The sequence below is a fragment of the Micromonospora sp. WMMD1219 genome (assembly GCF_049315215.1).
GTDB classification, from domain to species: domain Bacteria; phylum Actinomycetota; class Actinomycetes; order Mycobacteriales; family Micromonosporaceae; genus Micromonospora; species Micromonospora tulbaghiae.
Window position 1 is genome coordinate 2769871 of the sequence record NZ_CP186057.1, and the last position, 23136, is coordinate 2793006.

Below are 23136 nucleotides of genomic sequence, written 5' to 3' on the forward strand. Positions count from 1 at the left end.
GGACGGATTCGGGGCTCAGCCTCTGCGGAACAAGGCGATGAGGCGGCGCCAGAGACGGCGCAGCGGACCGCCGCTTGCACCGGCGATGAGGGAGTCGGCGGTGGCGCGGGCGGCCGGGTCGAGGGCCGGGGTAGCGCGCGCCAGGTACGCCAGCGACACTGCCACCGGGGTACGCCGGATCGGCCCGGACGCCACCTCGGCGACCCGCCCGGCCACCAGCGCGGCCACGTCGGCGCGGGTGTCGGGGTGCACCCAGGCGGCGGTGACCAGGGCGAACAGTGCCGCCTCGGCGGCCGGGCCGAGATCGCCGGCGGCCAGTTCCCCCAGCACCCGCCGCCGGGTCGACCGCTCCCACGGCTCGTCGGTGCGGTGGTGCAGCAGGCCGAGGCAGGCCCAGACCTGCGCACAGCGCGTCCACAGTGCCGGGTCCTGCCCGCCGAGCACCCGGCCCAGCGCGGTGGCCGGTGCTTCCGGCGGGTGTGCCAGCAGGGCCAGCAGGTCGGCGAGGTCCAGTGTGGCCAGCCCGACCGCGGCGTCGTACGCGGCCGGCGGGTGCGCCCAGGCGGGGTGCGCGAGCTGCTGGAGCCGCCGTACCGCCTCGGTCGAGGCGGCGGGACCGTCCGGGGCCGGGGCGTCGTCGCCCGCCGGGGTCACCTGACCGAGCCAGGGGCGCCCCCGGCAGCACTCGGCGAGGTCGCCGTGCTCGTGCGTGTCGTCCGGGTGGTCGCGGACGAAGTCGGCCAGCGCCACCAGGTGGTCCACGTCGCCGTCGCGCAGGTAGCGCAGCCGGTGCGCGGTGTGCACGGCGCAGTCGAACGCGGGGTCCTTCGCCAGCGCCCGGTCGATCCAGCCCAGCGCCGCGTCGAGCCGGCCGTGGTCGGCCAGCGTGCCGGCGATGTCCGCGTAGACAGCGAGGTCGTCGGGGTCGAGCGCGACAGCGCGTTCCAGTGCGGCGAGCGCCTCGGCGGTCCGGCCGGCGCTGCGGTACGCGTACCCGAGCCACACCTCGCCGAGTTTGGTGGGCTGTGCGCGTACCCCCCGGGTGGCCCAGGTGACGGCGAGGGTGACCTCGCCGAGGCGCCGGGCCAGCGCGGACGCCGCGCCCAGCAGCAGCGGATGGTCCGGATGGACGGTGACTGCGTTGCGAGCCAGCGTGAGGTACGGCGCGAGCGGCTCGCGCAGCTTGCGCGGCGCGGGGTCCGGCGCCGCCGCGCAGACCTGCATGAGGATCCGGGCGGTGCGCTCGGGATCGAGGCGTTCCGGCAGGTCGGGGGCGGTCACCCAGGGTACGGCGGCCCAGGGCGCGGCGGGCGCGTAGCCGGTGGCGGCGGCGAGCAGGTCGAGTCCCTCGGCGGGGCGGCCGGCGGCGGCGAGCAGGTGCGCGCGGGCCACCACGGCGCCGACGAACGCCTGCTGGCCGAGCGGGAAGAGGTCCAGGTCGCCGCCGCTCGCCGCGTTCAGCCGGGCGAGCGTCTCGTGCGCCTCGGGCAGCGTGGGGGAGCGGACCAGCGCCGCGGCCACGTGGTCGGCGGCGTGCCGCAGGTCGCCCTCGCCCAGTGCCAGCCGGGCCAGCGCGAGTTCCTCCTCCGCGGAGAGCGCGGCGTCGTCCTCGGGCACGTCGTCCTCTCGCCAGGGGGTCGGTCAGCCGGGCAAGCCTAGGGGATCTTCCGTCGATTAGTGATCCACTGCGCACTCCTGCTCGTTGCGTTGATTGGAGCCGCTCAAACGTGCAAGACTGAGCATCGAACGCGCGGGAAACGCGCAGAAGGAGGTTCTGGAGTGACGCGTCCAGGGGCCGGTATGGCCGCCGACATCGACGAGCAGCCGGCCGGTTACGAGCGTCTGCTCTCCACCGAGCACGCGGCGGCCATCGCCGAGGTGGCGGCCGTCGTCGCCGAACGCCGCCCCCGGCACGTGGTCTTCACCGCCCGGGGCACCTCCGACCACGCCGCGCTCTACGCGGCCTACCTGACCGAGATCCGCCTCGGCCTGCCCGCCGGGCTGGCCTCACCCAGCGCGATCACCGTCTTCGGCGCCCGGCCCGACCTCTCCGACGCGCTCGTCGTCGGCGTCAGCCAGAGCGGCGGCTCGCCCGACCTGGCCGAGGTGCTGCGGGTCGCCCGCGCCTCCGGCGCGCTCACCCTCGCCGTCACCAACAACCCCGGCTCGCCGCTGGTGGAGACCGCCGAGCTGAGCGTCGACATCGCCGCCGGCCACGAGCGCGCGGTCGCCGCCACCAAGACCTACACCGCCGAGCTGCTCGCGCTGCTCATGCTCATCGAGGGCGTACGCGCCGGCGACGGCGTGCTGCCGGCCGAGGAGCACGCCGCCCTGAGCCGCCTGCCTGAGCTGGCCGCGCAGACGCTCGCCGACGACACCCCGGCCCGGCTGGCCCCGCGTTACCGGTTCGCCGCCCAGCTCGTCACCACCGGGCGGGGGTACGCGTACCCGACCGCCCGGGAGGCGGCGCTGAAGCTGATGGAGACGTCGTACCTCCCGGCGCTCGCCTTCTCCGGCGCCGACCTGCTGCACGGCCCGCTCGCCATGACCGACCCGGACGTCCCGGTGCTCGCCGTGGTCGGCTCCGGCCCCGGCGGCACGTCCATGCGCGAGGTGCTGCCCCGCCTCGGCGAGCGCCGCGCCGACGTGGTGGTGGTCGGCTCCGCCGAGGTCGGCGAGACCCGGATGGCGGTGCCCGAGGTCGACGAGCGGTACGCGCCGCTGCTCGACATCCTGCCGCTGCAACGGCTCGCGCTGTCCCTGGCGCTGGCCCGGGGCGAGGACCCGGACGCGCCGCGCGGCTTGAAGAAGGTCACGGCGACGATGTGAGGTCCGGCGTGGCACGCTGTGGGGCGTGTCCACCCTCCGTGACCTCGCCGAGGAGCACACCGCGCTCCGCCCGGCCGACATCGACCACCTGCACCGGATCGCCGGCGACTGGCAGCTGCTGTCCGACCTGTCCTTCGCCGACCTGCTGCTCTGGGTGCCGGTGGACGGTGACGGCACGTTCCTCTGCGTGGCCCAGGTCCGTCCCACCACCGCGCCGACCGCCTACCTGGACGACCAGGTCGGGCGCATCGTCGGCGGGGCCGAGGTGGCCCACCTGGAGGTGGCCCACCGGCAGGGACGGATCTGGCGCGAGGGCGACCCGGTCTGGTACGGCGACGTGCCGGCCCGCCACGAGGCGATCCCGGTCCGGCTGCGCACCGGCGACGGTGAAGCCGGCGAGGTGATCGCCGTGGTGGGCCGGGACACCAACCTGTCCACCGCGCGCACGCCCAGCCAGCTCGAACTGAACTACCTCACGACCGCCGACGACCTCGCCCAGATGATCGCCGACGGCACGTTCCCGCCGCCCCGGCACCCCGGCGAGACCACGTCGGCGCCCCGGGTCGGCGACGGTCTGGTGCGGCTCGACGCCAACGGCAAGGTCACCTACGCGAGCCCGAATGCGCAGTCCGCGTACCGCCGCCTCGGCTACGCCTCCCACCTCGTCGGCGAGGACCTGGCCAAGCTGCACCGCCGGCTCGCCGGCGACCCCCTCGAAGGCACCGACGCGGGCAACGCCGTGCTCGCCGCGCTGCGCGGCGAGGCGCCACCCCGGCGGGAGATCGACGCCCGTGGCGCCACCATGCTCACCCGGGCGCTGCCGCTGATGCCCGCCGGAGTGCCGATCGGCGCGCTGGTGCTGGTCCGCGACATCACCGAGGTACGCCGTCGCGACCGCGCCCTGATCACCAAGGACGCCACCATCCGGGAGATCCACCACCGGGTGAAGAACAACCTCCAGACCGTCGCCGCGCTGCTGCGCCTCCAGGCCCGGCGCGTCACCATGCCCGAGGCGCGGGTGGCGCTCGAAGAATCGGTACGCCGGGTCGCCTCGATCGCGCTCGTGCACGAGACGCTCTCCATGTCCAGCGACGAGGCGGTCGAGTTCGACGGCATCGTGGACCGTGTCGCCAGCGCCGCCACCGAGGTCGCCGCCACCGAGGTGAGCGTGGGCATGCGCCGCCGCGGCACCTTCGGCATCCTGCCCGCCGAGATCGCCACCTCGCTGGTGATGGTGCTCAACGAGCTGCTGCTCAACGCCGTGGAACACGGCTTCCCGCCCGCCGACGAGGAGGCCGCTGCCCCCGCGCCCGCGGACGCGCTCCGGCCCGAGGCCGAGGTCACCGCGCCCCGGCCCGAGGTGGTGGTCACCGCGCACCGGGCCCGCAAACAGCTGCACGTCTCGGTCACCGACAACGGCCGAGGGCTGCCCGAGCAGTTCGACGCCGAACGCGGCGGCAACCTCGGCCTCCAGATCGTCCGGGCACTCGTCACCGGCGAGCTGCGCGGCACCATCGAGCTGCGTAATTGCGCCGACGGCGGCACCGAGGCCGCAATCGTCGTACCGCTGGCCCGCGGCACCACCGACCGCCTCACCGGACGAGCAGGGCCACCGTGATGCCCGGCCGCGGCCACACCTGCCGCACCGTGTAGCCCGCCCGCAGCGCGTCACCCTTCGCGCCCGGCACCGCCGCCGGCGGGTCCGCGCGCCGCCCGGTGACCACCAGCCAGACCCGGTCCGCCCCGGCCAGGCACCGCGCCGGGTCGTCGCACTCCACGGCCCAGAGGCTCGCGTCCTGACGCTGGTCGCGGACCACGAGCACGTCGCGCGGCAGCCTCGGCCCCAGGTGGTACGCCATGCCGAGATCCGGGAACAGCCACCCGTCCCGGGGCGAGTAGACGATCGCGTCGCCGGGCCGCTGCTCGGCGCCGATGATCCCGGCCGCGCCCGCGTAGTCGACCGGTGCGCTGCGCGGCCACTCGTGGGTGCGGCGCAGCGCCGCCTGATCGGGCAGTCCGAGCAGACCCGCCAGCACCACCACCGCGATTCCCGCCGCCATCCGTCCGCGCGGCGACGTCGGTCCTTGCTCTGCTTCCGCGGGCGCGGCATTGCGGCCGGCTGCGGCGGGTGTCGCCGTGCGCTCTGGTTCGGCGAGCGTTGCTGCGCCCGGCGTCCGGGTCGGTGCGGGAGTGACCCGCGCGGCAGCCAGGGCGGCGCCGGCCGGTACGCAGGCGAACGGCACGGTGAAGACCAGGTAGCGGGTCACCCAGAGCGGCACCATCGTTCCGGCGGCGAAGACCAGCACCACCGGCAGCAGTACGGCGGCGGCCGGCAGCAGCGCCCGGCGACCCAGCCGGGCGGTGCCGAGCGCCGCGAGCGCGAGCACGAACCCGCCGACGACGCCGCTCTGCGCCAGCGCGCCCGGCAGCGCCGCCAGGTCGGGCAGGCGCGCCGGATCCACCCAGTCGAGTTGCCGTCCACGCTGTCCCCGGGCCACGAGCGCCAGCGGAGTGACCAGCAGAAGCGCAGGCAGCAGCGCCACCAGCCACCCGGCCAGCACCCGTCGGCCGGACGCCGACGCCTCCCGAGCCTCGCCGGTCACGTCCTGCGGTTCCGCTTCCGGCGCGTCCGTGCCGTGCTCCCGGCTCCCGGGATGCGGTGACACCCGTGGCGTTCCACCGGCGCTCGATCTCGTGGCTGGGTGGAACGCCGTGGGTGTCTGCGGGGCGCCGTGACACCTGTGGCGTTCCACCGGCGCTCGATCTCGTGGCTGGGTGGAACGCCGTGGGTGTCTGCGGCATGGCCGGCTCGCGTCGGGCATCTCGGCTCGGAACTGGCCGGGCGGATCGACGACCGCCGCGGGGCCACGTGCGGCGACCAGCAGCACCACCACTGCGTGCGCGGCGAGCAGCGTGAGCGCGAGCAGGTGGAACAGACCGAGTGCGGCGACCGCGACCGCGTACCCGGCCCACCGCCACCGTCCCGGCCGGCGCAGCGCCCCGACCAGCAGCAGCGTGGCCAGCACGGCGAGCAGCGTCGCGAGCGCGTACGGGCGCGCCTCCTGGCCGTACCGCGAGGTGACCGGCAGCACCGCGAACAGCAGCCCGGCCAGCAGCCCGGCGCGGCGGCCGACCAGCACCGCGCCGAGGCGGGCGGTGAGCGCGGCGGCCACCGCCATGGCCAGTGCCGAGGGCAGCCGCAGCGCCGTCGGCGACGTGCCGGCCAGCGCCGTCCAGCCGTGCATGAGCAGGTAGTACGGCCCGGTCGCGGCGTCGATGGTGCGGGTCATCCGGGCCAGGTCCGGTACCGGCCGGGTGGCGGCGCTCCAGGTGGCCAGCTCGTCCCGCCACGGCTGGGCGTGCCCGATCCCGGCCAGCGTCACCACGAGCGTGAGCAGTCCCGGAACCACCCACACCACCGGACCCGAACGGCCGCAGGCAGACGCGGGCACGAACCTCCTCACCCCCGCAGCGTCACACGCCGGTCGCCGTCACCCCGCCCGCTCCACCAATTCCCACCCACCCGGCCCCGCCCCCTCTCCCGCCCCGGCCCCCCGCCCCGGGCCGGTCGATCATGAAGTTGACGGCGCTCACCGTCCCTTTTGCCCCCGCCAACTTCATGATCAACGGGGTGGGTGGGTGGGTGGGGTTGAGCTTGTTGACCAAGGAGATTGCGGTCTGGGGTAGCGGGTTGGGGGACGTTAACTCCTTGATCACCGCGGGAGAGGGCGGGAGGGGAGGGAGGGCGGGGGGAGGGTCGGCGGGTGGGGTGGATGGGGGTCGATCTCGGGTGGGGGCCCGTGATGTGGGATCACAGGGCGGAGCTGTGGTCGGGCGGGGCGGGGTGTGGCAGCATGAGGCACATGACCGCCGCTGTCGTCCGCCGCTTCGTGGCTCGTCGCCACGTCGATTACGGCCGCGTGCGCAGCGCGATCTGTCCGGCCCACTGACGACGCCCGACCCTTCCGTCTCGGGCGCGTACTCGCGCCGGCCGTCATCGACATCGCCGTCCACGGCCCTTCCCAGGGCCGGCCGCCGCGTCCGCGCTCCAGGCACCGCAGCAGACCCATGGAGGACGCCGCGATGGCGGTCAGCAGCACCCCGACCCGTCCCGACACCCCGGCGCCTGCCGCCCGTGCGCCCCGCCGGCCACGCGGCGAGGGGCAGTGGGCGCTCGGGCACCGTGAGCCACTCAACCCCAACGAGCGGATCAAGAAGGACGACGACCCGCTGAACGTGCGGGACCGGATCGAGAACATCTACGCCCACCGCGGTTTCGCCTCGATCGACCCGCAGGACCTGCGCGGCCGGTTCCGCTGGTGGGGCCTCTACACCCAGCGCAAGGCCGGCATCGACGGCGGGCGTACGGCTGTGCTGGAGCCGCACGAGCTGGAGGACGAGTTCTTCATGCTCCGGGTGCGGGTGGACGGCGGCCAGCTCAACCTGGCCCAGCTCCGCGTGATCGCGGACATCTCCCGGGAGTTCGCCCGGGACACCGCCGACATCACCGACCGGCAGAACATCCAGTACCACTGGATCCGGGTCGAGGACATGCCGGAGATCTGGCGCCGGCTGGAGGCGGTCGGCCTGCAGACCACCGAGGCGTGCGGCGACTGCCCCCGGATCGTGCTGGGCAGCCCGGTCGCCGGGGTGGCCCGGGACGAGGTGCTCGACCCGACCCCGGCGATCGACGAGATCGTCCGCCGGTACGTCGGCGACAAGGCGTACTCCAACCTGCCGCGCAAGTTCAAGACCTCGATCTCCTGGCTGGTCGACACGCCGTACGAGGCGAACGACATCGCGTTCCTCGGCGTGGAGCACCCGGAGCACGGGCCCGGGTTCGACGTGTGGGTCGGCGGCGGGCTCTCCACCAACCCGATGCTCGCCAAGCGGCTCGGCGTCTGGGTACCGCTGAACGAGGTGCCGGACGTGTGGGCCGGCGTGGTCGGTATCTTCCGCGACTACGGCTACCGCCGGCTGCGCAACCGGGCCCGGCTGAAGTTCCTGGTCGCCGACTGGGGCGTGGAGCGCTTCCGCGAGGTGCTGGAGAAGGAATACCTGGGCCGGACGCTGCTCGACGGTCCGGCCGCGGACCTGCCGGCGAAGCCGGTCGACCACATCGGCGTGCACCCGCAGCGCGACGGCGCGAACTACGTGGGCGCGGCCCCGGTGGTGGGCCGGGTCTCCGGCACCCAGCTCGCGCAGCTCGCCGACGTGGTCGAGGCGCACGGCAGCGGCCGGGTGCGGCTCACCCCGTACCAGAAGCTGCTCGTGCTGGACGTGGCGCCGGAGCGGACCGAGGAGCTGGTCGCGGCGCTGCGCGGGATCGGCCTGGAGGCCCGGCCGTCGGCGTGGCGGCGCGGCACGATGGCCTGCACCGGCATCGAGTTCTGCAAGCTCGCGATCGTGGAGACCAAGCGGCGCGGCGAGGAACTGGTCGCGCGCCTGGAGGAGCGGCTGCGCGACTTCGACGCGGACATCTCCATCCACCTCAACGGCTGCCCGAACGCCTGCGCCCGCACCCAGGTCGCCGACATCGGGCTCAAGGGCCAGCTCGTGGTCGGCCCGGACGGCCGGCAGGTCGAGGGCTTCCAGGTGCACCTCGGCGGCGGCCTCGGCATGGCGCAGGGGCAGACCGCCGGCTTCGGCCGCAAGCTGCGCGGTCTGAAGACCACCGCCGAGGAGCTTCCGGAGTACGTGGAACGCCTCGCCCGCCGCTACCTGGCCGGCCGGACCGAGGGTGAGACGTTCGCCAACTGGGTGATCAGAGTCGACGAGGAGGAGTTGCGATGAGCGACGCTCGGTCTGCGCCTCTCTACTGCCCGTACTGCGGGGAGGAGGACCTGCGACCGCACGAGGCCGGGCACGGCGCCTGGGAGTGCCACGCCTGCGCGCGGGTCTTCACTGTGAAGTTCACCGGCCTGCTGAGCCGGGCGGTGAACCGGTGACCGGCCTGGTCTCCGCCGCCGGCCTCGGGCTGATCGGCGCGGCCGAGCCGGCCCGCCGCGACCCGGAGGAGCTGCGCGCGCTGGCCGAGGAGGCCGGCCGGGAACTGGCGGACGCGCCCGCGCTGGAGATCGCGCGGTGGGCGGTGGAGACGTTCGGCGAGCGGTTCTGCGTGACCAGTTCGATGGCCGACGGCGTGCTGGCGCACCTGGTCTCCCGGGTCGCGCCCGGCGTCGACGTGGTGTTCCTGGACACCGGGCTGCACTTCCCGGAGACGCTGAAGGTCCGCGACGAGGTGGCCCGGCGGATGCCGGTGCGGGTGCGCTCGATCCGGCCCCGGATGACGGTGGGCCAGCAGGACGGCCAGTACGGTCCGCGCCTGTTCAACAGGTCCCCGGACGACTGCTGCCAGCTGCGCAAGGTGGAGCCGTTGGAGCGGGCGCTGTCCGGGTACGACGCCTGGGCCGCCGGGCTGCGCCGGGACGAGTCGCCGACCCGGGCGAACACGCCGGTGGTGGGCTTCGACGCGCGGCGCGGCAAGGTCAAGGTGAACCCGATCGCGGCGTGGACGCAGCGGGAGGTGGACGCCTACGTGGCCCGGTACGACATCCCGGTGAACGAGTTGTTCGCCCGCGGCTACGGCTCGATCGGCTGCTGGCCGTGCACCCGGCGGACGAAGGCGGGGGAGGACCCCCGGTCCGGTCGCTGGGCGATGTTCGAGAAGACCGAGTGCGGCCTGCACACCTGAGCGCCGGGCCACCGGTGGTGCTGGTGGCCCACGGCAGCCGTGACCCGCGTGCGGCGGAGGCGACCCGGGCGCTGGCCCGGGCCGTGGCGGACACCTGCCCGGGTCGTCCGGTGCTGCCGAGCTGGCTCGACCACACCGATCCCGGGCCGGCCGAGGTGCTGCGCGGGCTGGCCGCCGCCGGTCACTCCCGGGCGGTCCTGGTGCCGCTGCTGCTGACCGCCGCGTACCACCGGAAGGTGGACATCCCGGCGGCGGTCGCGGCGGCCGGCGCGGACATCGAGGTACGGGTGACCGACGTGCTGGGGCCGACCGGCGGCGGGGTGGACGGCGGGCTGCTGGACGGGCTGCGCCGCCGCCTGGCGGAGGCGACCGGCGACGGGCCGGGCGGGCTGGATGCGGTGGTGCTGGCGGCGGCGGGCACCCGGGATCCGGGGGCGCGCGCCTCGGTGGGGCGGGTCGCCGCGGCGTTCGGCGCCGGGCTGGGTGTGCCCTGCCGCGTCTCGTACGCCTCGGCGGCGCCTCCGGAGGTCGGCGGCGCGGTGACGCGACTGCGTGCGGCGGGCGCCCGCCGGGTCGCGGTGGCCGCCTACTTCCTGGCCCCGGGCCGGTTCCACGACGGGGTACGCGCGTCGGCCCGGTCGGCCGGCGCGGTGGCGGTGGCGGATCCCCTGACCGACCTGCCGGAGCTGGCGGACCTGGTCCGGCGGCGGGTGGCGGCGGTGACGGGCTGACCCGGTCCGGGACAGCAGAACGCCCCGGCCGGAATCCCGGCCGGGGCGATCAGCGTGTACGGGTCAGGCGGAGTGAGCGCGCAGCACCCGGAGGCCGCCGCGGCGCTTCACCGCGCGACGCTCCTCCTCGCTCATCCCACCCCAGACGCCGGCGTCCTGACCGGACTCCAGCGCCCACTGCAGGCACTGGTCGGTCACGGGGCAGCGCCGGCAGACGGCCTTCGCCTGCTCCACCTGCAGGAGGGCCGGGCCGGACGTCCCGATCGGGAAGAACAGCTCCGGGTCCTCGTCGCGGCAGACCGAATCGTGGCGCCAGTCCATGGCGGCAACACTCCTCATTCTTAGTGGGTGGCCAGATAACGCTTCGTTGCTATTTCTATTTGCGTCCGCATTGCCGAATGGTGACGGTCAGCATCCATCAATTCGGCGCAGCGTGAGCAGGCTGTGGGGTGCCCGGACCTGCTGGAACAGCTCAACCGAACGAGCATATCCAGGCAATGTCCCGGCAACACGAGTTCGCTTGTGAATACTTTCACGAACTACAGCGATGTCAAGGGTGACGCTCGGAAAAACTCCGAACAGTGAGCGGGCTCACCACCCATTTGTCCGGGTTTACCAGGGCTCTGGTTACCCGGCGTGCCACAGTCGATAATCAATGTAGTACGGTCTGCGTGACGTTGCTGACATTTCCGGCACCCTTCCTCGGCGTGGCGGCCACCGCACCCGCGCGGCGGGGGGGGGTCCGCGTCAACCGACTGGGGTACCCGAGACCTAGCAGATTACTCTCAGTGCGGCCGGAACGGATGTGAATCGGACTTTCTCCCGCTCGCCGAGGTAGTCCCCGTCCAGCTGGAACGGCAGCGGCCGGTCCGAGACCAGGGTGAACTCCGCCACGTCGTGCAGCCGCAGCACCTGCTTGCCGTGCGGATCCGGCTGCCGGGAGAAGAACTGCACCGCCGTCCGGGCCGTGCTGGCCACCCGCAGCCGCCGCAGCGCGAGCACGTCGAGCCCGAGGTCGAACGACGCCTCCGGGTTCGGGTTGATCTCCCGGTCGCCCAGGTACGTCCACGGCGCGGTGTTCTGGATGATCGCGGTGGCCAGTTCCGTCGCGGGCGCCTCACCCGGGCGCTCCAGCGTGATCGACGGGTGGCGGCGGTCCGAGCCGACGAAGTACTGACTCGCGGTGGAGCGGAAGTAGAGCGCCGGGGTGGAGACGCGCCCCTTCTTACGGGCCTGTTCGACCCGGCGGATCACCGCCGCGTCCAGCCCGAACCCCGCGCAGAACGTGAAGTAGCGGTCGTCGGCCCGGCCCAGCCCGATCGTGCGGGACCGGCCCAGCCGCAGCCCTTCCAGGATCATGCTGGTGCCGTCCGGCCACTCCCGGGGCAGCCCGAGCGCGCGGGCGAACACGTTCGTCGAACCGCCCGGCACGGTGGCCAGCGCGGGCAGCCGCTCGGCCGAGGTCTGTCCGGTGCGGAACGTCGGCGGCTCCGCCGCCATCAGGCCGTTCACCACCTCGTTGACCGTGCCGTCGCCGCCGAGCGTGACGACCAGGTCGACGCCCTCCTGGGCGGCCTCCCGGGCCAGGTCCATGGCGTGGCCCCGTCGGCGGGTGTACCGCACCGACAGGTCGACTTCACTGCGCAACGCCCGGACCAGCACGTCCCGGCTGCGCTCGCTGGTGGTGGTGGCCTTCGGATTGACCACCAGGACGGCCCGCATGGGCGGCACTGTACCGCGACTACCCACCGGTATCGTGGCGCCCGTGACGATCGACTCCGACCCGCTCCCCGGCACGCTGCGCGCCGCGGTGCTCCTGCTACGAGCCCAGGCGGTGGCGCTGGGGCTGATCGCGGTGTGGCTCATCTGGTCCGACCTCACCGCCGACGCGACGGATCTGACCTCGGCACTGCTGGTGACCGTCTTCGCCGTCGGCGGCGCGGTGGCGCTCTGGGCGCTCGGCGGCGCGCTGTCCCGCCGCCGTGCCGGGGCCCGCGCGCCGGCCATCGTGCTTCAGCTCATGCTGCTGCCGGTCGGCTGGTTCATGATCGAGGGCGGCATGGGCTGGCTCGGCGTGCCGCTGATGGTGCTCGGGATCGGCATGGTCGCGTTGCTGGTGAGCGGTCCGACCAACCGCGCGCTGGGCTTCGGCGAGCCGGCCCGCTGAGCGCAGACCCGGCCCGGACGCCGCCGACCGGTGCCGGAAAGGGGCCGGTCAGAATCCGCCGGCGCGGCGGGTCAGCAGCGAGATGGTGGCCCGGCCGCCGGACGCGTGGGCGTTCGCCCCGGTGGTCAGCGCGGTGAGCACCTTCCACGCGAACGACGACTCGGACGGGAGCGTGGCGCCCCGGACCGTCGGCACCGTCACCTCGACGGTGAGCGCGTCCTCGGTGACCGCGAAGCGGCACTCCAGCTCGGCGTCGCGGGTGGCGATGGCGAGCAGCATGGCGCACGCCTCGTCGACGGCGATGCGCAGATCCTCGATCTCGTCGAGGGCGAACTGGAGCCGGGCCGCGAGCCCGGCCGTGGCGGTGCGGAGCACGCCGAGGTAACCACCGTCGGCGGGCACGGTGAGGTGGACGACGTCGTCGTCGGTCGTCGGGTGCCCGGTCAGTTGAGTCACGGCTCCTCCCCCCGGTGCGGGACTCTACCCGGTCAGAGGGCGGGCCGCGTGGGCGCGGCCGTCGCGTGCGTGGCGAGCTCGCGCAACGCCGGCCCGGCCAGGCGGTACGGGGTCCACTCGTCCATCGGCGTGGCGCCGATCGCGGCGTAGAAGCGGGCCGCCGGGTTCCAGTTGATCATCCACCACTCCAGCCGCTGGTAGCCGCGTTCCACGCAGATCGCGGCGAGCGTGGCGAGCAGCATCCGGCCCGCGCCGGTGCCCCGGGCGTCCGGGCGGACGTAGAGATCCTCCAGGTAGATGCCGTGCACGCCGGCCCAGGTGGAGAAGTTGAGGAACCAGAGCGCGAAGCCGACCGGCCGGTCCGACGGGTCGACCGCGACGTGGCCGTACAGCGCCGGGGACGGGCCGAACAGGGCCGCGTCGAGCTGTGCCGTGGTGAGGTGGCACTGCTCCGGCGCGCGCTCGTACTCGGCGAGTTCGTGCACCATGGCGACGACGGCCGGTACGTCCTCGGGACGTACCGGCCGGATCGTCGGAGTGCCGTCGGGCGACGTCACGCCTGCTTGGTCTCCCAGAAGATCTTCGAGATCTCGTCGATCTTCGCCAGCAGCTCGTCGGCCTTGGCCGGGTCGGTGCCGCCCTTGGCGCCGGCCGCGCCGGCCAGCTTGGTGGCCTCGTTGAACAGCTGGTGCAGGTGCGGGTACTTCTCGAAGTGCGGAGCCTTGAAGTAGTCGGTCCAGAGCACCCACAGGTGGTGCTTGACCAGCTCGGCCCGCTGCTCCTTGATCAGGATGGCGCGGGTGCGGAACTCCGGGTCGGTGTTGGCCTGGTACTTCTCGCAGATCATTTTGACCGACTCGGCCTCGATCCGGGCCTGGGCCGGGTCGTATACGCCGCAGGGCAGGTCGCAGTGAGCGCTGGCCGTCACCCGGGGCGTGAGGATGCGGGGAAGGCGCATCAGGGTCCTCCATGGGTTGTTTGCGATGATCCAAGACGACATTACTCCTGGAGACGCCCTCGGGGGCTGGGAGGTGACATGGCGTCCACCGGTGAACCCCCGGCTCTGCGCGGCCCGCTGGTGCCGGTGCTGGTGACCGGCCCGTCCATGTCCCCGACGCTGCGTCACGGCGACGCGGTGCTGGTCCGCACCGGAGGCCGGCCGTTACGCCCCGGGGACGTGGTCGTCGCGGTGTTCCGCAGCCGTCCCGACCTGCTCGTCGTCAAGCGGGCGGTGGAACCGCGCGACGGCGGATGGTGGTTGCGCGGCGACAACGAGTTCGTCGCCGACGACTCCCGCGCGTACGGGGTGGCCGACGTCCGGGGCCGGGTGGTGGCCCGCTGGTGGCCGCGTCCGGGACGGGTCAGGAGCAGGTAACGACCGGAGCGGATATGACCCCGCTCACATACTGGGTGCCGAAGCGTGACTATGCTCGAAAAGTGCCCGGGTGACCCCCGCACCGCCGCGCCGCCGGTCGCTGACCACCGCTGACCACGCCGGCCGGTCCGTCTGCTCGACAGATCCTGGAGTCACCATGTCTTCGTCCACCCCGGACCCCGCCGATCCCGTCTTCCGCCTGCACGTCGGCGGCAAGATGGCAGTCGCCTCGACAGTGCCGCTGACCAGCCGCGAGGACCTCTCCCTCGCGTACACCCCGGGTGTGGCCCGGGTGTGTGAGGCGATCGCCGCCGACCCCGCGCTGGCCGACACCTACACCTGGGTGTCGCACACCGTCGCCGTGGTCACCGACGGTTCCGCCGTACTCGGTCTCGGCAACATCGGCCCGCGCGCCGCGCTGCCCGTGATGGAGGGCAAGGCGGTGCTGTTCAAGCAGTTCGCCGGCGTGGACGCGGTGCCGGTCTGCCTGGACACGCAGGACGTGGACGAGATCGTCGCGACGGTCAAGGCGCTCGCGCCCTCGTTCGGCGGGATCAACCTGGAGGACATCAGCGCCCCGCGCTGCTTCGAGGTGGAGCGCCGGCTCGACGAGGCGCTGGACATCCCGGTCTTCCACGACGACCAGCACGGCACCGCGATCGTGGTGCTCGCCGCGCTGCGCAACGCCGCGACGCTGCTCAACCGCAAGCTCGGTGACCTGCGGGTGGCGGTCAGCGGCGCGGGCGCGGCCGGAGTGGCGGTCACCAAGATGCTGATCGCGGGCGGCGTCGACCCGGACCGGGTGGTGGTGTGCGACTCGCGCGGCATCATCGGCCGGCACCGCGAGCTGACCGGCACCAAGGCCGAGCTGGCCGAGATCACCAACGCCGAGGGCCGGCAGGGCGACATCACCGAGGCGCTGCGCGACGCGGACGTGCTCGTGGGCGTCTCCGGCGGCCAGATCCCGGAGGCCGCGGTGGCCGGCATGGCTCCCGGCGGCATCGTGTTCGCGCTGGCCAACCCCACCCCGGAGGTGCACCCCGAGGTGGCCGCCCGGCACGTGGCGGTGGTCGCCACCGGGCGCAGCGACTACCCGAACCAGATCAACAACGTGCTCGCGTTCCCGGGTGTGTTCCGGGGCGCGCTGGACGCCGGGGCCACCCGGATCACCGACTCGATGAAGGTGGCCGCCGCCGACGCCATCGCCGGCGTGGTGGCCGAGTCGCTGACCGCCGACGCGATCGTGCCCTCGCCGCTGGACCCGCGAGTCGCACCGGCGGTGGCCGAGGCGGTCGCAGAGGCCGCCCGCCGCGACGGGGTCGCCCGCCGCTGACGTGTACGGCAAGGGGCCCGTCCTGTCGCGTTTCGCATAGGACGGGCCCCTTCTTAACCGCTGCTCAGCTTGTTACCGTGCCGATCATGCGTGCTGCCTTCGCCTCGGCCTTCGACGCCGACAACCCGCTCGCCGCGCTCGCCGTCGGCGACCGTCCCGAGCCGACCCACCCGCAGGACGACTGGGTCACCGTGCGGGTCCGGGCCAGCTCGCTCAACCACCACGACCTCTGGTCGCTGCGCGGCGTGGGCCTGACCGCCGACCAGCTCCCGATGATCCTGGGCTGCGACGCGGTCGGCACCGACCCGGACGGCAACGAGGTGGTCATCTACCCGGTGGTGCCCACCCCCGGCGACCCGCGCGGGGTCTCCATCCTCTCCGAGCACTACCAGGGCACGTTCGCCGAGCTTGTCGCCGTACCCCGGATGAACCTGCTGCCGCTGCCCGACGGCCTGTCGGCCACCGACGCGGCGTGCCTGCCCACGGCCTGGCTCACCGCCTGGCGGATGCTGACCACCAAGGGCCGGGTCGCCGACGGCGAGTCGGTGCTGGTCCAGGGCGCCGGCGGCGGCGTGGCCACCGCGGCCGTCGCGCTCGGCGTCGCGCTCGGCAAGCGGGTGTACGCGACCAGCCGCGACGCCGCCAAGCGGGAGCGGATCGCCGAGCTGGGCGCGACCGCGCTGGAGCCCGGCGCGCGGCTGCCGGAGCGGGTCGACGTGGTGATCGAGACGGTCGGTGCGGCCACCTTCGACCACTCGCTGAAGTCGGCCGCCCCGCTGGCCCGGATCGTGGTCTCCGGCGCCACCGCCGGGCACGAGCCCAAGGTCAACCTGCGGCGGGTCTTCGCCATGCAGCTGGAGATCCTCGGCACCTCGATGGGCACCCCGGACGAGCTGACCGAGCTGCTCGCGTTCTGCGCCGAGCACGAGGTGCGCCCGGTGGTCGACCGGGTGGTGCCGTTCAGCGAGATCTCCGAGGCGTTCGCCCGGCTGCACTCCGGTGAGGTCTTCGGCAAGGTGGTCGTCGACCACACCGCCTGACGTCTCAGAGCCGGTCGTCCAGGGTGGCCAGGCCGCCCCGGGCGGCGTCGGCCGGGAGGCGCTTCTTCGCCGCCGGGTCGCCGTAGAGCGTCCAGCGGAGGAACTCGACAGTGGTGTCGGCGACCACGCCCAGCGCCTTGCCGTCGCCGAGCAGCGCCCGGCCGTGGTCGCCCTTGGGCAGGCTGAGCATCGCCTTCGGCCACGGCACCGCGTCGTACACGGCCTTGCCGGCGGCGTACGACACCACCTCGTCGGCCTCGCCGTGCACGAACAACTGCGGCGCGGCGGCGCCGGCGAACGCGGTGCCCACACCGAGCGCGGTGCCGGCGAAGACGATGCCCGCGTCCAGCCGCTCGTCCCGGCCGGCGGTGAACAACCCGATCGTGGTCACACCGCCGGCGCTGTGCCCGGTCGCGGCCACCCGCTCCGGGTCCAGCCGGCCGCGCAGCGGATCGCCCGCCTTCTCGCCCAGCGCGAGCACCTGCGTCAGCACGTACGACACGTCGGCCGGCTGGTTGAGCACGTCCAGCGGGTTGCCTTCGGTGCCCCGGGAGGTGTGCGGGAAACGCGGCGCGGCGACCACGAAACCGGCCGCCGCCCAGCGGGTCAGCAGCGCCTGGTAGTCCTCCGGCCGCGCGCTCAGGCCGTGGCTGAACAGCACCACCGGGAACCGCCCGTCGGCCGCCGCGGCGGAACGCTCGACCGCGCCACCGGCCGAGCCCGCCGCCGGGTACCAGAGCGTCACCGGCAACGGCCGCTCGCCGTCGCGGTTCAGCTTCACCTGGCGTACGCCGACCGCGAAGCTCTCCGTGGGGGCCTTGCCCGCCGGTACGCGCGGAGCGGGTGTGGTGGTGGTCGGTGGGACGTCGGGTGCGGGCCGCCCGGCCGGGGCGGTGGGCTGCTCCGAGCAGCCGGTGAGGGCGGCGCCGAGCACGGCGGCGGTGAGCAGGGCGGCGGGACGACGGCGCATGAACTCGATTGTGCCTCGCGATTCCGGCCGCCAGGCCCGGTCAGCGCGCCGGGTGACCACACGCTGACGCCCGGAGACGAGCCAGGTCGGCCGCGTCCTTGGCCCGGCGGGGGCGCTCCGGCATCCAGACCGGGAACATCTCCTTGAACTCGATCTGAGCCGCGACGCTGATCACCGGCGCCGCGAGCGTGCCGATCCGGCCGGGCGGCCCGGCGAGCATGCCGTCCGGCAGGAGCGTGCCCGCCCACGGTCCGGCGCCGACGACGACCCGGCCGTCCGCGTCCCGGTCGAGGTACGCGAAGCTCAGCTCGACGTCGTCGCGCAGCAGGTCGAGCTGCGTCGTGGCGGGCATCCGGGGGTCGGGGCGCCAGCCGAGCGCGCCGAGCCGGTCGGCCAGCGTGTCGGCGTCGCGCCGCCAGCAGTACCAGTCGACGTCGACGTGCGGGCGGGTCACGTCACCGAGGTGGAAGTCCATCGCCCACCCCCCGCGCAGCCATACGTCCACCCCGCAGGCGTCGCACACGTCGACGACCTCGCGGATCGCCCCCAGCTGCCGCCCCTCCAGCCCGTCCACCCCGGCACCCTACCCACCCCGCCCAGCCCTCGCCGCCCGCCCAGCCCCGGTCGATCATGAAGTTGACGGCGACAAACCGGACAGCGAACGCCGTCAACTTCATGATCGACGGGACAACGGGGGCGGGCGGGGGCGGGAGGCGGGAGCGCGGTGCGTCAGGTGGGGAGGGAGCGGGTGGTGAAGGTGGTGGTGGCCGGCGCTGCGGCGTCGGCGGGGAGGCGGTGCAGGGCCGCGCGGTCGCCGTAGAGCGTCCAGCGCAGGAAGTCGGTGGTGGTGGCGAGCACCTGGGCGAAGCCGGGTCGCCCGGGCGTCAGGTACTCCCCGTGGCCCTGACCGGTGAGGCTCAGGAAGGCGGCCGGCCCGAGGCAGCGGGCGTACGCGGCCCGGCCGATCGACTCGGGCACGATCCGGTCCGCGCTCCCGTGCACGAACAGCATCGGCGCGAGCGGCCGGGAGAGCCCGGCGACCATCCGGCCACCGGCGATCACGATTCCGGCCCGTACCGGGAACGGCTGCCCGGAGGCGAACATGCCGAGCGTGGTGTGACCGCCGGCCGAGTGACCGGCGGCGGCGAACCGGTCCACTGCCATGTGCGCGCCGAGCGGATCCCCGGGGCGGGCGCCCAGCCGGACCAGGTGACGGATCAGTCGCCAGGCGTCGGCCGGCTGGTTGCGGACGTCCTCGCGGGTGAAGGCGCGGGCGCGCTGGTTCGTACGCGGATAGGTGGGCGCGACCACCACGAAGCCGGCGGCGGCCCAGCGGCTGGTCAGCGCCGCGTGCAGGGCGGGCAGGCTGCGCAGCCCGTGGCTGTAGAGCACCACCGGGAACCGTCCGGCGGCGAACGGCGCTCCCGGCCGCACACGCGGTCCGGGGCTCGCCGGTGTGGCGCGTCCGGAGGGAGCCGCGACGACGGACGGCAGGGCCGAAGCGCGCGGCCCGCGCGGGCCCGGCAGGACCGGCGCCTGACCGGCACCGGCCGAGCCAGGGCCGGCCGAAGGAGGGTCGGTCGAGCCAGGACCGGCCGAGCCGGAACCAGTCGGGCCGGGGCCGGCCGTGTGCGGCCGTGCGGGAGACGGTGGTTGCGCCGGGTACCAGACGGTGACCGGCAGCGGCCGCCTGCCGTCCGGGTCGAGCGTGAACTGCCGCATCCCTACCGCGTACTGGTGCGTCGGCGCGGGCCCGACGGCGGCCGGCACCGGGTCGGACGTGGCCACGGCCGGGCCGCAACCGGCCAGCAGCGCCGTCATCAGCGCGGCGACCAGCCGCTGCCCCCTCACACCTGCACGGTAGGCAGCCGAGCGGTCGGCCCGCGCCCGCCGTCCGGGCCGGTCGGTGCCGCCACCCGGGCGGCTCCCGCCTCCACCGGGTGGCCGGGTTTGCCCGATCCCACCATCCGGATCCGCAGGTGGCGGCCCGGCGGGACATTCCGCCCCGGGCGGCTTCGCTAGGGTCAGCCGCATGGCTGAGAACTACACCGACCCGAGTGGCAACACCGCGCAGTTCCGCGCATTCGTCGATTCTCCCGAGCCGGCCGCGTCGGCGTCGGCGCCGTCGCGCGTGCCGCTGATCGCCGGCGTCGCAGTCGCCGCTGCGGTGGTGGTCGCCCTGGTCGCCTGGATCGCCCTGGGCTGAGCCGGGCTGATCCGGTCCGGATCAGCCGCGCGAAGGGTCGGACGGTCAGACGCCCAGCACCTCGCGGGTCTCGCGGGCGATCTCCCGCTCCTCGTCGGTGCCGACCACCAGCACCGCCACCTCCGCGCCGTCCGGGGAGACGACCCGGTCGCCGTGGCCGTCGTTGCGCGCCGGGTCGACCGTGACGCCCAGCCGCTCCAGCCCGGCCAGCGACGCCGCCCGCACCGGAGCGGCGTGCTCGCCGACCCCGGCGGTGAACGCGATCGCGTCGACCCGGCCGAGCAGCGCGTAGTACGCGCCCACGTAGCCGGTGATCCGGCGGCAGTAGACGTCGAACGCCAGCGTCGCGTCCGGGTCACCGGCGTCGCGGCGGGCCAGCACCTCCCGCATGTCGTTGACGCCGGTCAGCCCGAGCAGGCCGCTGCGGTGGTTGAGCAGGTCGTCGATGTCGTCCACGACCATGCCGCCCTCGCGGCGCAGGTGGAAGATGACTGTCGGGTCGAGGTCGCCGCTGCGGGTGCCCATCACCAGGCCCTCCAGCGGGGACATGCCCATCGAGGTGGCCACGCTGCGCCCGCCCTGGACGGCACACGCGCTCGCCCCGTTGCCCAGGTGCAGGGTGATCGTGTTCAGCTCGTCGTACGGGCGGTCGAGCAGGTCGGCGACGCGACGCGAGACGTACGCGTGCGAGGTGCCGTGGAAGCCGTAGCGGCGCACCCCGTACCGCTCGGCGATGGCCTTGTCGATCGCGTACGTGGCGGCGGCCTCGGGCAGCGTGTGGTGGAACGCGGTGTCGAAGACGGCCACCTGCGGGACGTCCGGCAGCGCCTCCCGGGCCACCCGGATGCCGGCGAGGTTGGCCGGGTTGTGCAGCGGCGCGAGCGGCACCAGATCCTCGATCGCGGCGACGACCGCGTCGTCGATGCGTACCGGCGCGCTGAACTTCCGCCCGCCGTGCACCACCCGGTGGCCGACGCCGGTCAGCCCGGTCAGGTCGAGCCGGCCGATGATCTCCCGGACCGCGCTCTCGTGGTCGGCCGGCCCGCCGCCGGGTTCGCCGATCCGTTCGACCGTGCCCTTGTCCAGGACGTCGTCGCCGTCGTACAGCCGGTACTTGACCGACGAGGATCCGCTGTTGAGGACCAGGATGCGGCTCATTCCGACGCCTCCGCGGCGGCCTGGATGGCGGTGATCGCCACCGTGTTGACGATGTCCGGCACGGTGGCGCCGCGGGACAGGTCGTTCACCGGCCGCCGCAGGCCCTGCATGACCGGCCCGACCGCCACCGCTCCGGCCGACCGCTGCACCGCCTTGTACGTGTTGTTGCCCGTGTTCAGGTCCGGGAAGATGAAGACCGTCGCCCGCCCGGCGACCGGGCTGTCCGGCAGCTTGGTGGCCGCGACCTGCGGGTCGATCGCGGCGTCGTACTGGATCGGGCCCTCGACCAGCAGGTCCGGCCGGCGTTCCCGGACCAGCTTGGTGGCCGCCGCGACCTTCTCCACGTCGGCGCCGGCGCCGGAGCTGCCGGTGGAGTACGACAGCATCGCCACCCGCGGTTCGATGCCGAACCGGGCCGCCGTGTCGGCGGACGAGATGGCGATGTCGGCGAGCTGGTCGGCGTCCGGGTCGGGGTTGACGGCGCAGTCGCCGTACACCAGTACCCGGTCGGCGAGCAGCATGAAGAAGACGCTGGAGGCGACCGAGACGCCGGGCACGGTTCGGATGATCTCGAAGGCGGGCCGGATGGTGGCGGCTGTGGTGTGGGTGGCGCCGGAGACCATGCCGTCGGCGTGGCCGGTCTGCACCATCATCGTGCCGAAGTAGTTGGGCTGCGCCACGATGTCGTGCGCCAGCTCGACGGTGACGCCGCGGTGGGCGCGCAACTGCGCGTACGCCTGCGCGAACTCGTCCCGCCACGGGCTGGTCACCGGGTCGACGACCTGGGCGTCACCGAGGTCGACGCCCAGTTCCCGGGTCCGCCGGGCGATCTCGTCCGGGCGGCCGAGCAGGGTGATCTCGGCGACGCCCCGGCGCAGCAGCACCTCGGTGGCGCGCAGGATCCGCTCGTCCGCGCCCTCGGGCAGCACCAGCCGGCGGCGCCGGGCGCGGGCCCGGTCGATCAGGTCGTTCTCGAACATCAGCGGGGTGACTCGCTCCGAGCGGCTGACCCGCAGCCGGCGGGCCAGGTCGTCGGTGTCCACGCAGCGCTCGAACGCGCCGAGCGCGGCCTCGACCTTGCGCGGGTTGGCGGTGCTGGGGCGGCCCTCGATCCGGCTGGACGCGGCCACCGTGTCGTAGCTGTCGCTCGGTACCGACAGCACTGGGAGCCCGGTGTTCATCCGCTCGACCAGGCGCATCGCGCGCGGGTCGGGCTGCTCGCCGAGCGTGAGGACCAGCCCGGCCAGCGACACCTGCCCGGCCACGTGTGCGGCGCCGGCCGCCACCAGCAGGTCCGCGCGGTCGCCCGGGGTGATCACCAGCGCCCCGTCGGTGAGGTGGTCCAGCAGCGTCGGCACGTGCGCCGCGCCCACCACGTAGTCGAGCACGTCGCGGTCGAGCGCGGTCTCGTCACCGGTGAGCACGGTGCCGCGCAGCGCCGCCGCCACCTCGGCCACCGTCGGCGCCGACACGGTCGGCACCTCCGGGATGGCGTACGCGGGAACCGGCAGCTCGGGCAGCGTCATCGGCTCCGGCACGCGGTTGGCCAGCGCCGCGATCACTGTCGCGCCGAGGTCCACCAGATCGTGGTAGGCGCCGCGCAGCGCCGCCGCGATCGCGTCGGGCTGCTGCCCGAACCCGTCCACCACCGGCACCACGACGCTGCCGAACTCGGTCGCCAGCCGGGCGTTGAAGGCCAGTTCACGGGGGCCGGTGCCGTCGCCGTAGGCGAAATCGCTGCCGACCACCACTATCGCCGGGCAGCGGCGCTCGACCTCCCGGTAGCGGGTGACGATCCGGGAGATCAGCTCCTCCCGGCGGCCGTCCGCGACGAGCGCGCTCGCCTCGGCGTACGTGGCGCCGTACAGCTCGTCGACCGGCAGGTCCATCCGGTAGCGCTCGGTGAGCAGGGCCAGGATGGGGTCGGTGCCGTCACCGGAGACGAGCGGCCGGAACGCGCCTATCCGTTCCACCTGCCGGGACAACAGCTCGGCCAGCCCGAGCGCCACCGTCGACTTTCCGCCGCCCGAACCAACGCCGGTCAGGTACACGCTGCGCGCCACGACCTCACGCTACAAGATCGCTGTAACCCCCGCCCAGGTCCTTCGACCCGTCCCCATCCCCTCCGGCACTGCCGATCTTGCAGTTGCCGCCCCGGCAGACGCCACTAACCGGAC

23 protein-coding genes are annotated in these 23136 nt (G+C 74.1%); 11 read left to right on the forward strand and 12 right to left on the reverse strand.

Annotated elements, in window-relative coordinates:
• Positions 1 to 15: 15 nt before the first annotated feature.
• On the reverse strand, positions 16 to 1617 hold the full coding sequence (locus ACN27C_RS13360) for a tetratricopeptide repeat protein (RefSeq protein ID WP_422751263.1): 1602 nt from the start codon (positions 1615 to 1617) through the stop codon (positions 16 to 18).
• 183 nt (positions 1618 to 1800) lie between these two features.
• Here ACN27C_RS13360 and ACN27C_RS13365 point away from each other — a divergent pair, with 183 nt between their 5' ends.
• A complete protein-coding gene (locus tag ACN27C_RS13365) occupies positions 1801 to 2829 on the forward strand; it encodes an SIS domain-containing protein (protein ID WP_030275110.1) in 1029 nt (342 codons plus the stop codon).
• Between the two features lie 25 nt (positions 2830 to 2854).
• The gene (locus tag ACN27C_RS13370; protein WP_422751264.1) at positions 2855 to 4447 is read left to right on the forward strand and encodes a histidine kinase N-terminal domain-containing protein; all 1593 of its coding nucleotides are present in this window, start codon (positions 2855 to 2857) and stop codon (positions 4445 to 4447) included.
• On the opposite strand, the gene ACN27C_RS13375 is transcribed toward ACN27C_RS13370, so the two are convergent.
• Positions 4422 to 6281, reverse strand: coding sequence for a glycosyltransferase family 39 protein (locus ACN27C_RS13375; protein ID WP_422751265.1), 1860 nt, complete (start codon positions 6279 to 6281; stop codon positions 4422 to 4424). The two genes, ACN27C_RS13370 and ACN27C_RS13375, sit on opposite strands and share 26 nt — an antisense overlap.
• A 631-nt stretch (positions 6282 to 6912) precedes the next feature.
• Here ACN27C_RS13375 and ACN27C_RS13380 point away from each other — a divergent pair.
• Genes ACN27C_RS13380 through ACN27C_RS13395 form a run of 4 tightly spaced genes read left to right on the forward strand, consistent with a single transcriptional unit; the run spans position 6913 to position 10254 of the window.
• Positions 6913 to 8622 (forward strand): nitrite/sulfite reductase, encoded by a 1710-nt coding sequence (locus ACN27C_RS13380; RefSeq protein WP_121686685.1) that lies wholly within the window; start codon positions 6913 to 6915, stop codon positions 8620 to 8622.
• Entirely contained in the window at positions 8619 to 8777 is a 159-nt protein-coding gene (locus ACN27C_RS13385) for an IS1 family transposase (RefSeq protein ID WP_120573286.1), read from the forward strand. Before ACN27C_RS13380 ends, ACN27C_RS13385 begins: the two co-directional genes overlap by 4 nt.
• Positions 8774 to 9523 carry a phosphoadenylyl-sulfate reductase gene (locus tag ACN27C_RS13390; RefSeq protein ID WP_120573287.1) on the forward strand — a complete coding sequence of 250 codons (750 nt, stop codon included), beginning with the start codon at positions 8774 to 8776 and terminating at the stop codon, positions 9521 to 9523. Before ACN27C_RS13385 ends, ACN27C_RS13390 begins: the two co-directional genes overlap by 4 nt.
• Positions 9505 to 10254: a sirohydrochlorin chelatase gene (locus ACN27C_RS13395; RefSeq protein ID WP_422751266.1), complete on the forward strand. Its 750-nt coding sequence runs from the start codon at positions 9505 to 9507 to the stop codon at positions 10252 to 10254. Before ACN27C_RS13390 ends, ACN27C_RS13395 begins: the two co-directional genes overlap by 19 nt.
• A 63-nt stretch (positions 10255 to 10317) precedes the next feature.
• Here the strand turns inward: ACN27C_RS13395 and ACN27C_RS13400 are convergent, their stop codons facing one another.
• Both ACN27C_RS13400 and ACN27C_RS13405 read right to left on the reverse strand, forming a co-directional pair.
• A complete protein-coding gene (locus tag ACN27C_RS13400) occupies positions 10318 to 10575 on the reverse strand; it encodes a WhiB family transcriptional regulator (RefSeq protein WP_013288358.1) in 258 nt (85 codons plus the stop codon).
• A 450-nt stretch (positions 10576 to 11025) separates the two neighbouring features.
• Positions 11026 to 11976, reverse strand: coding sequence for a diacylglycerol/lipid kinase family protein (locus tag ACN27C_RS13405; protein ID WP_120573289.1), 951 nt, complete (start codon positions 11974 to 11976; stop codon positions 11026 to 11028).
• 43 nt (positions 11977 to 12019) lie between these two features.
• Between ACN27C_RS13405 and ACN27C_RS13410 the strand changes: the two genes are divergently transcribed.
• Entirely contained in the window at positions 12020 to 12421 is a 402-nt protein-coding gene (locus tag ACN27C_RS13410; RefSeq protein ID WP_422751267.1) for a hypothetical protein, read from the forward strand.
• Positions 12422 to 12469: 48 nt separating this feature from the next.
• Here the strand turns inward: ACN27C_RS13410 and ACN27C_RS13415 are convergent, their stop codons facing one another.
• Genes ACN27C_RS13415 through sodN form a run of 3 tightly spaced genes read right to left on the reverse strand, consistent with a single transcriptional unit; the run spans position 12470 to position 13835 of the window.
• On the reverse strand, positions 12470 to 12877 hold the full coding sequence (locus ACN27C_RS13415; protein WP_047894358.1) for an ATP-binding protein: 408 nt from the start codon (positions 12875 to 12877) through the stop codon (positions 12470 to 12472).
• Between the two features lie 32 nt (positions 12878 to 12909).
• On the reverse strand, positions 12910 to 13434 hold the full coding sequence (locus tag ACN27C_RS13420; RefSeq protein ID WP_421498877.1) for a GNAT family N-acetyltransferase: 525 nt from the start codon (positions 13432 to 13434) through the stop codon (positions 12910 to 12912).
• Entirely contained in the window at positions 13431 to 13835 is a 405-nt protein-coding gene (gene sodN / locus ACN27C_RS13425) for a superoxide dismutase, Ni (RefSeq protein WP_013288353.1), read from the reverse strand. Before sodN ends, ACN27C_RS13420 begins: the two co-directional genes overlap by 4 nt.
• Positions 13836 to 13913: 78 nt before the next feature.
• On the opposite strand from sodN, the gene ACN27C_RS13430 reads away from it, so the two are divergent.
• The 3 genes from ACN27C_RS13430 to ACN27C_RS13440 all read left to right on the forward strand — a co-directional run bounded on the left by ACN27C_RS13430 (position 13914) and on the right by ACN27C_RS13440 (position 16625).
• Entirely contained in the window at positions 13914 to 14252 is a 339-nt protein-coding gene (locus ACN27C_RS13430; protein WP_422751268.1) for a S26 family signal peptidase, read from the forward strand.
• 157 nt (positions 14253 to 14409) lie between these two features.
• A complete protein-coding gene (locus tag ACN27C_RS13435) occupies positions 14410 to 15585 on the forward strand; it encodes an NAD(P)-dependent malic enzyme (protein ID WP_120573292.1) in 1176 nt (391 codons plus the stop codon).
• Positions 15586 to 15671: 86 nt separating this feature from the next.
• Complete coding sequence (locus tag ACN27C_RS13440; RefSeq protein ID WP_121686686.1) at positions 15672 to 16625, forward strand: zinc-binding dehydrogenase; 954 nt, start codon at positions 15672 to 15674, stop codon at positions 16623 to 16625.
• A gap of 4 nt (positions 16626 to 16629) precedes the next feature.
• Here the strand turns inward: ACN27C_RS13440 and ACN27C_RS13445 are convergent, their stop codons facing one another.
• From ACN27C_RS13445 to ACN27C_RS13455, 3 genes are all read right to left on the reverse strand, one after another.
• On the reverse strand, positions 16630 to 17595 hold the full coding sequence (locus tag ACN27C_RS13445) for an alpha/beta hydrolase family protein (RefSeq protein WP_393158705.1): 966 nt from the start codon (positions 17593 to 17595) through the stop codon (positions 16630 to 16632).
• 40 nt (positions 17596 to 17635) lie between these two features.
• Entirely contained in the window at positions 17636 to 18169 is a 534-nt protein-coding gene (locus ACN27C_RS13450) for a nucleotidyltransferase domain-containing protein (RefSeq protein WP_422751269.1), read from the reverse strand.
• Positions 18170 to 18324: 155 nt separating this feature from the next.
• The gene (locus ACN27C_RS13455; RefSeq protein WP_422751270.1) at positions 18325 to 19446 is read right to left on the reverse strand and encodes a chlorophyllase/cutinase-like alpha/beta fold protein; all 1122 of its coding nucleotides are present in this window, start codon (positions 19444 to 19446) and stop codon (positions 18325 to 18327) included.
• Between the two features lie 181 nt (positions 19447 to 19627).
• On the opposite strand from ACN27C_RS13455, the gene ACN27C_RS13460 reads away from it, so the two are divergent.
• Positions 19628 to 19801 (forward strand): hypothetical protein, encoded by a 174-nt coding sequence (locus ACN27C_RS13460; RefSeq protein WP_422751271.1) that lies wholly within the window; start codon positions 19628 to 19630, stop codon positions 19799 to 19801.
• Between the two features lie 45 nt (positions 19802 to 19846).
• Here the strand turns inward: ACN27C_RS13460 and ACN27C_RS13465 are convergent, their stop codons facing one another.
• Positions 19847 to 20959, reverse strand: a complete 1113-nt coding sequence (locus ACN27C_RS13465; RefSeq protein ID WP_422751272.1) for an acetate/propionate family kinase — start codon at positions 20957 to 20959, stop codon at positions 19847 to 19849.
• Complete coding sequence (pta, locus tag ACN27C_RS13470; RefSeq protein WP_422751273.1) at positions 20956 to 23022, reverse strand: phosphate acetyltransferase; 2067 nt, start codon at positions 23020 to 23022, stop codon at positions 20956 to 20958. Before pta ends, ACN27C_RS13465 begins: the two co-directional genes overlap by 4 nt.
• Positions 23023 to 23136 lie beyond the last annotated feature (114 nt).

Coding starts and splice junctions, on each gene's coding strand:
- ACN27C_RS13365 (WP_030275110.1), top strand. CDS start 1,801: ATGGCCGCCGACATCGACGAGCAGCCGGCCGGTTACGAGCGTCTGCTC.
- ACN27C_RS13380 (WP_121686685.1), top strand. CDS start 6,913: ATGGCGGTCAGCAGCACCCCGACCCGTCCCGACACCCCGGCGCCTGCC.
- ACN27C_RS13385 (WP_120573286.1), top strand. CDS start 8,619: ATGAGCGACGCTCGGTCTGCGCCTCTCTACTGCCCGTACTGCGGGGAG.
- ACN27C_RS13400 (WP_013288358.1), bottom strand. CDS start 10,575: ATGGACTGGCGCCACGATTCGGTCTGCCGCGACGAGGACCCGGAGCTG.
- ACN27C_RS13405 (WP_120573289.1), bottom strand. CDS start 11,976: ATGCGGGCCGTCCTGGTGGTCAATCCGAAGGCCACCACCACCAGCGAG.
- sodN (WP_013288353.1), bottom strand. CDS start 13,835: ATGCGCCTTCCCCGCATCCTCACGCCCCGGGTGACGGCCAGCGCTCAC.
- ACN27C_RS13430 (WP_422751268.1), top strand. CDS start 13,914: ATGGCGTCCACCGGTGAACCCCCGGCTCTGCGCGGCCCGCTGGTGCCG.
- ACN27C_RS13435 (WP_120573292.1), top strand. CDS start 14,410: ATGTCTTCGTCCACCCCGGACCCCGCCGATCCCGTCTTCCGCCTGCAC.
- ACN27C_RS13440 (WP_121686686.1), top strand. CDS start 15,672: ATGCGTGCTGCCTTCGCCTCGGCCTTCGACGCCGACAACCCGCTCGCC.
- ACN27C_RS13445 (WP_393158705.1), bottom strand. CDS start 17,595: ATGCGCCGTCGTCCCGCCGCCCTGCTCACCGCCGCCGTGCTCGGCGCC.
- ACN27C_RS13460 (WP_422751271.1), top strand. CDS start 19,628: ATGGCTGAGAACTACACCGACCCGAGTGGCAACACCGCGCAGTTCCGC.
- ACN27C_RS13465 (WP_422751272.1), bottom strand. CDS start 20,959: ATGAGCCGCATCCTGGTCCTCAACAGCGGATCCTCGTCGGTCAAGTAC.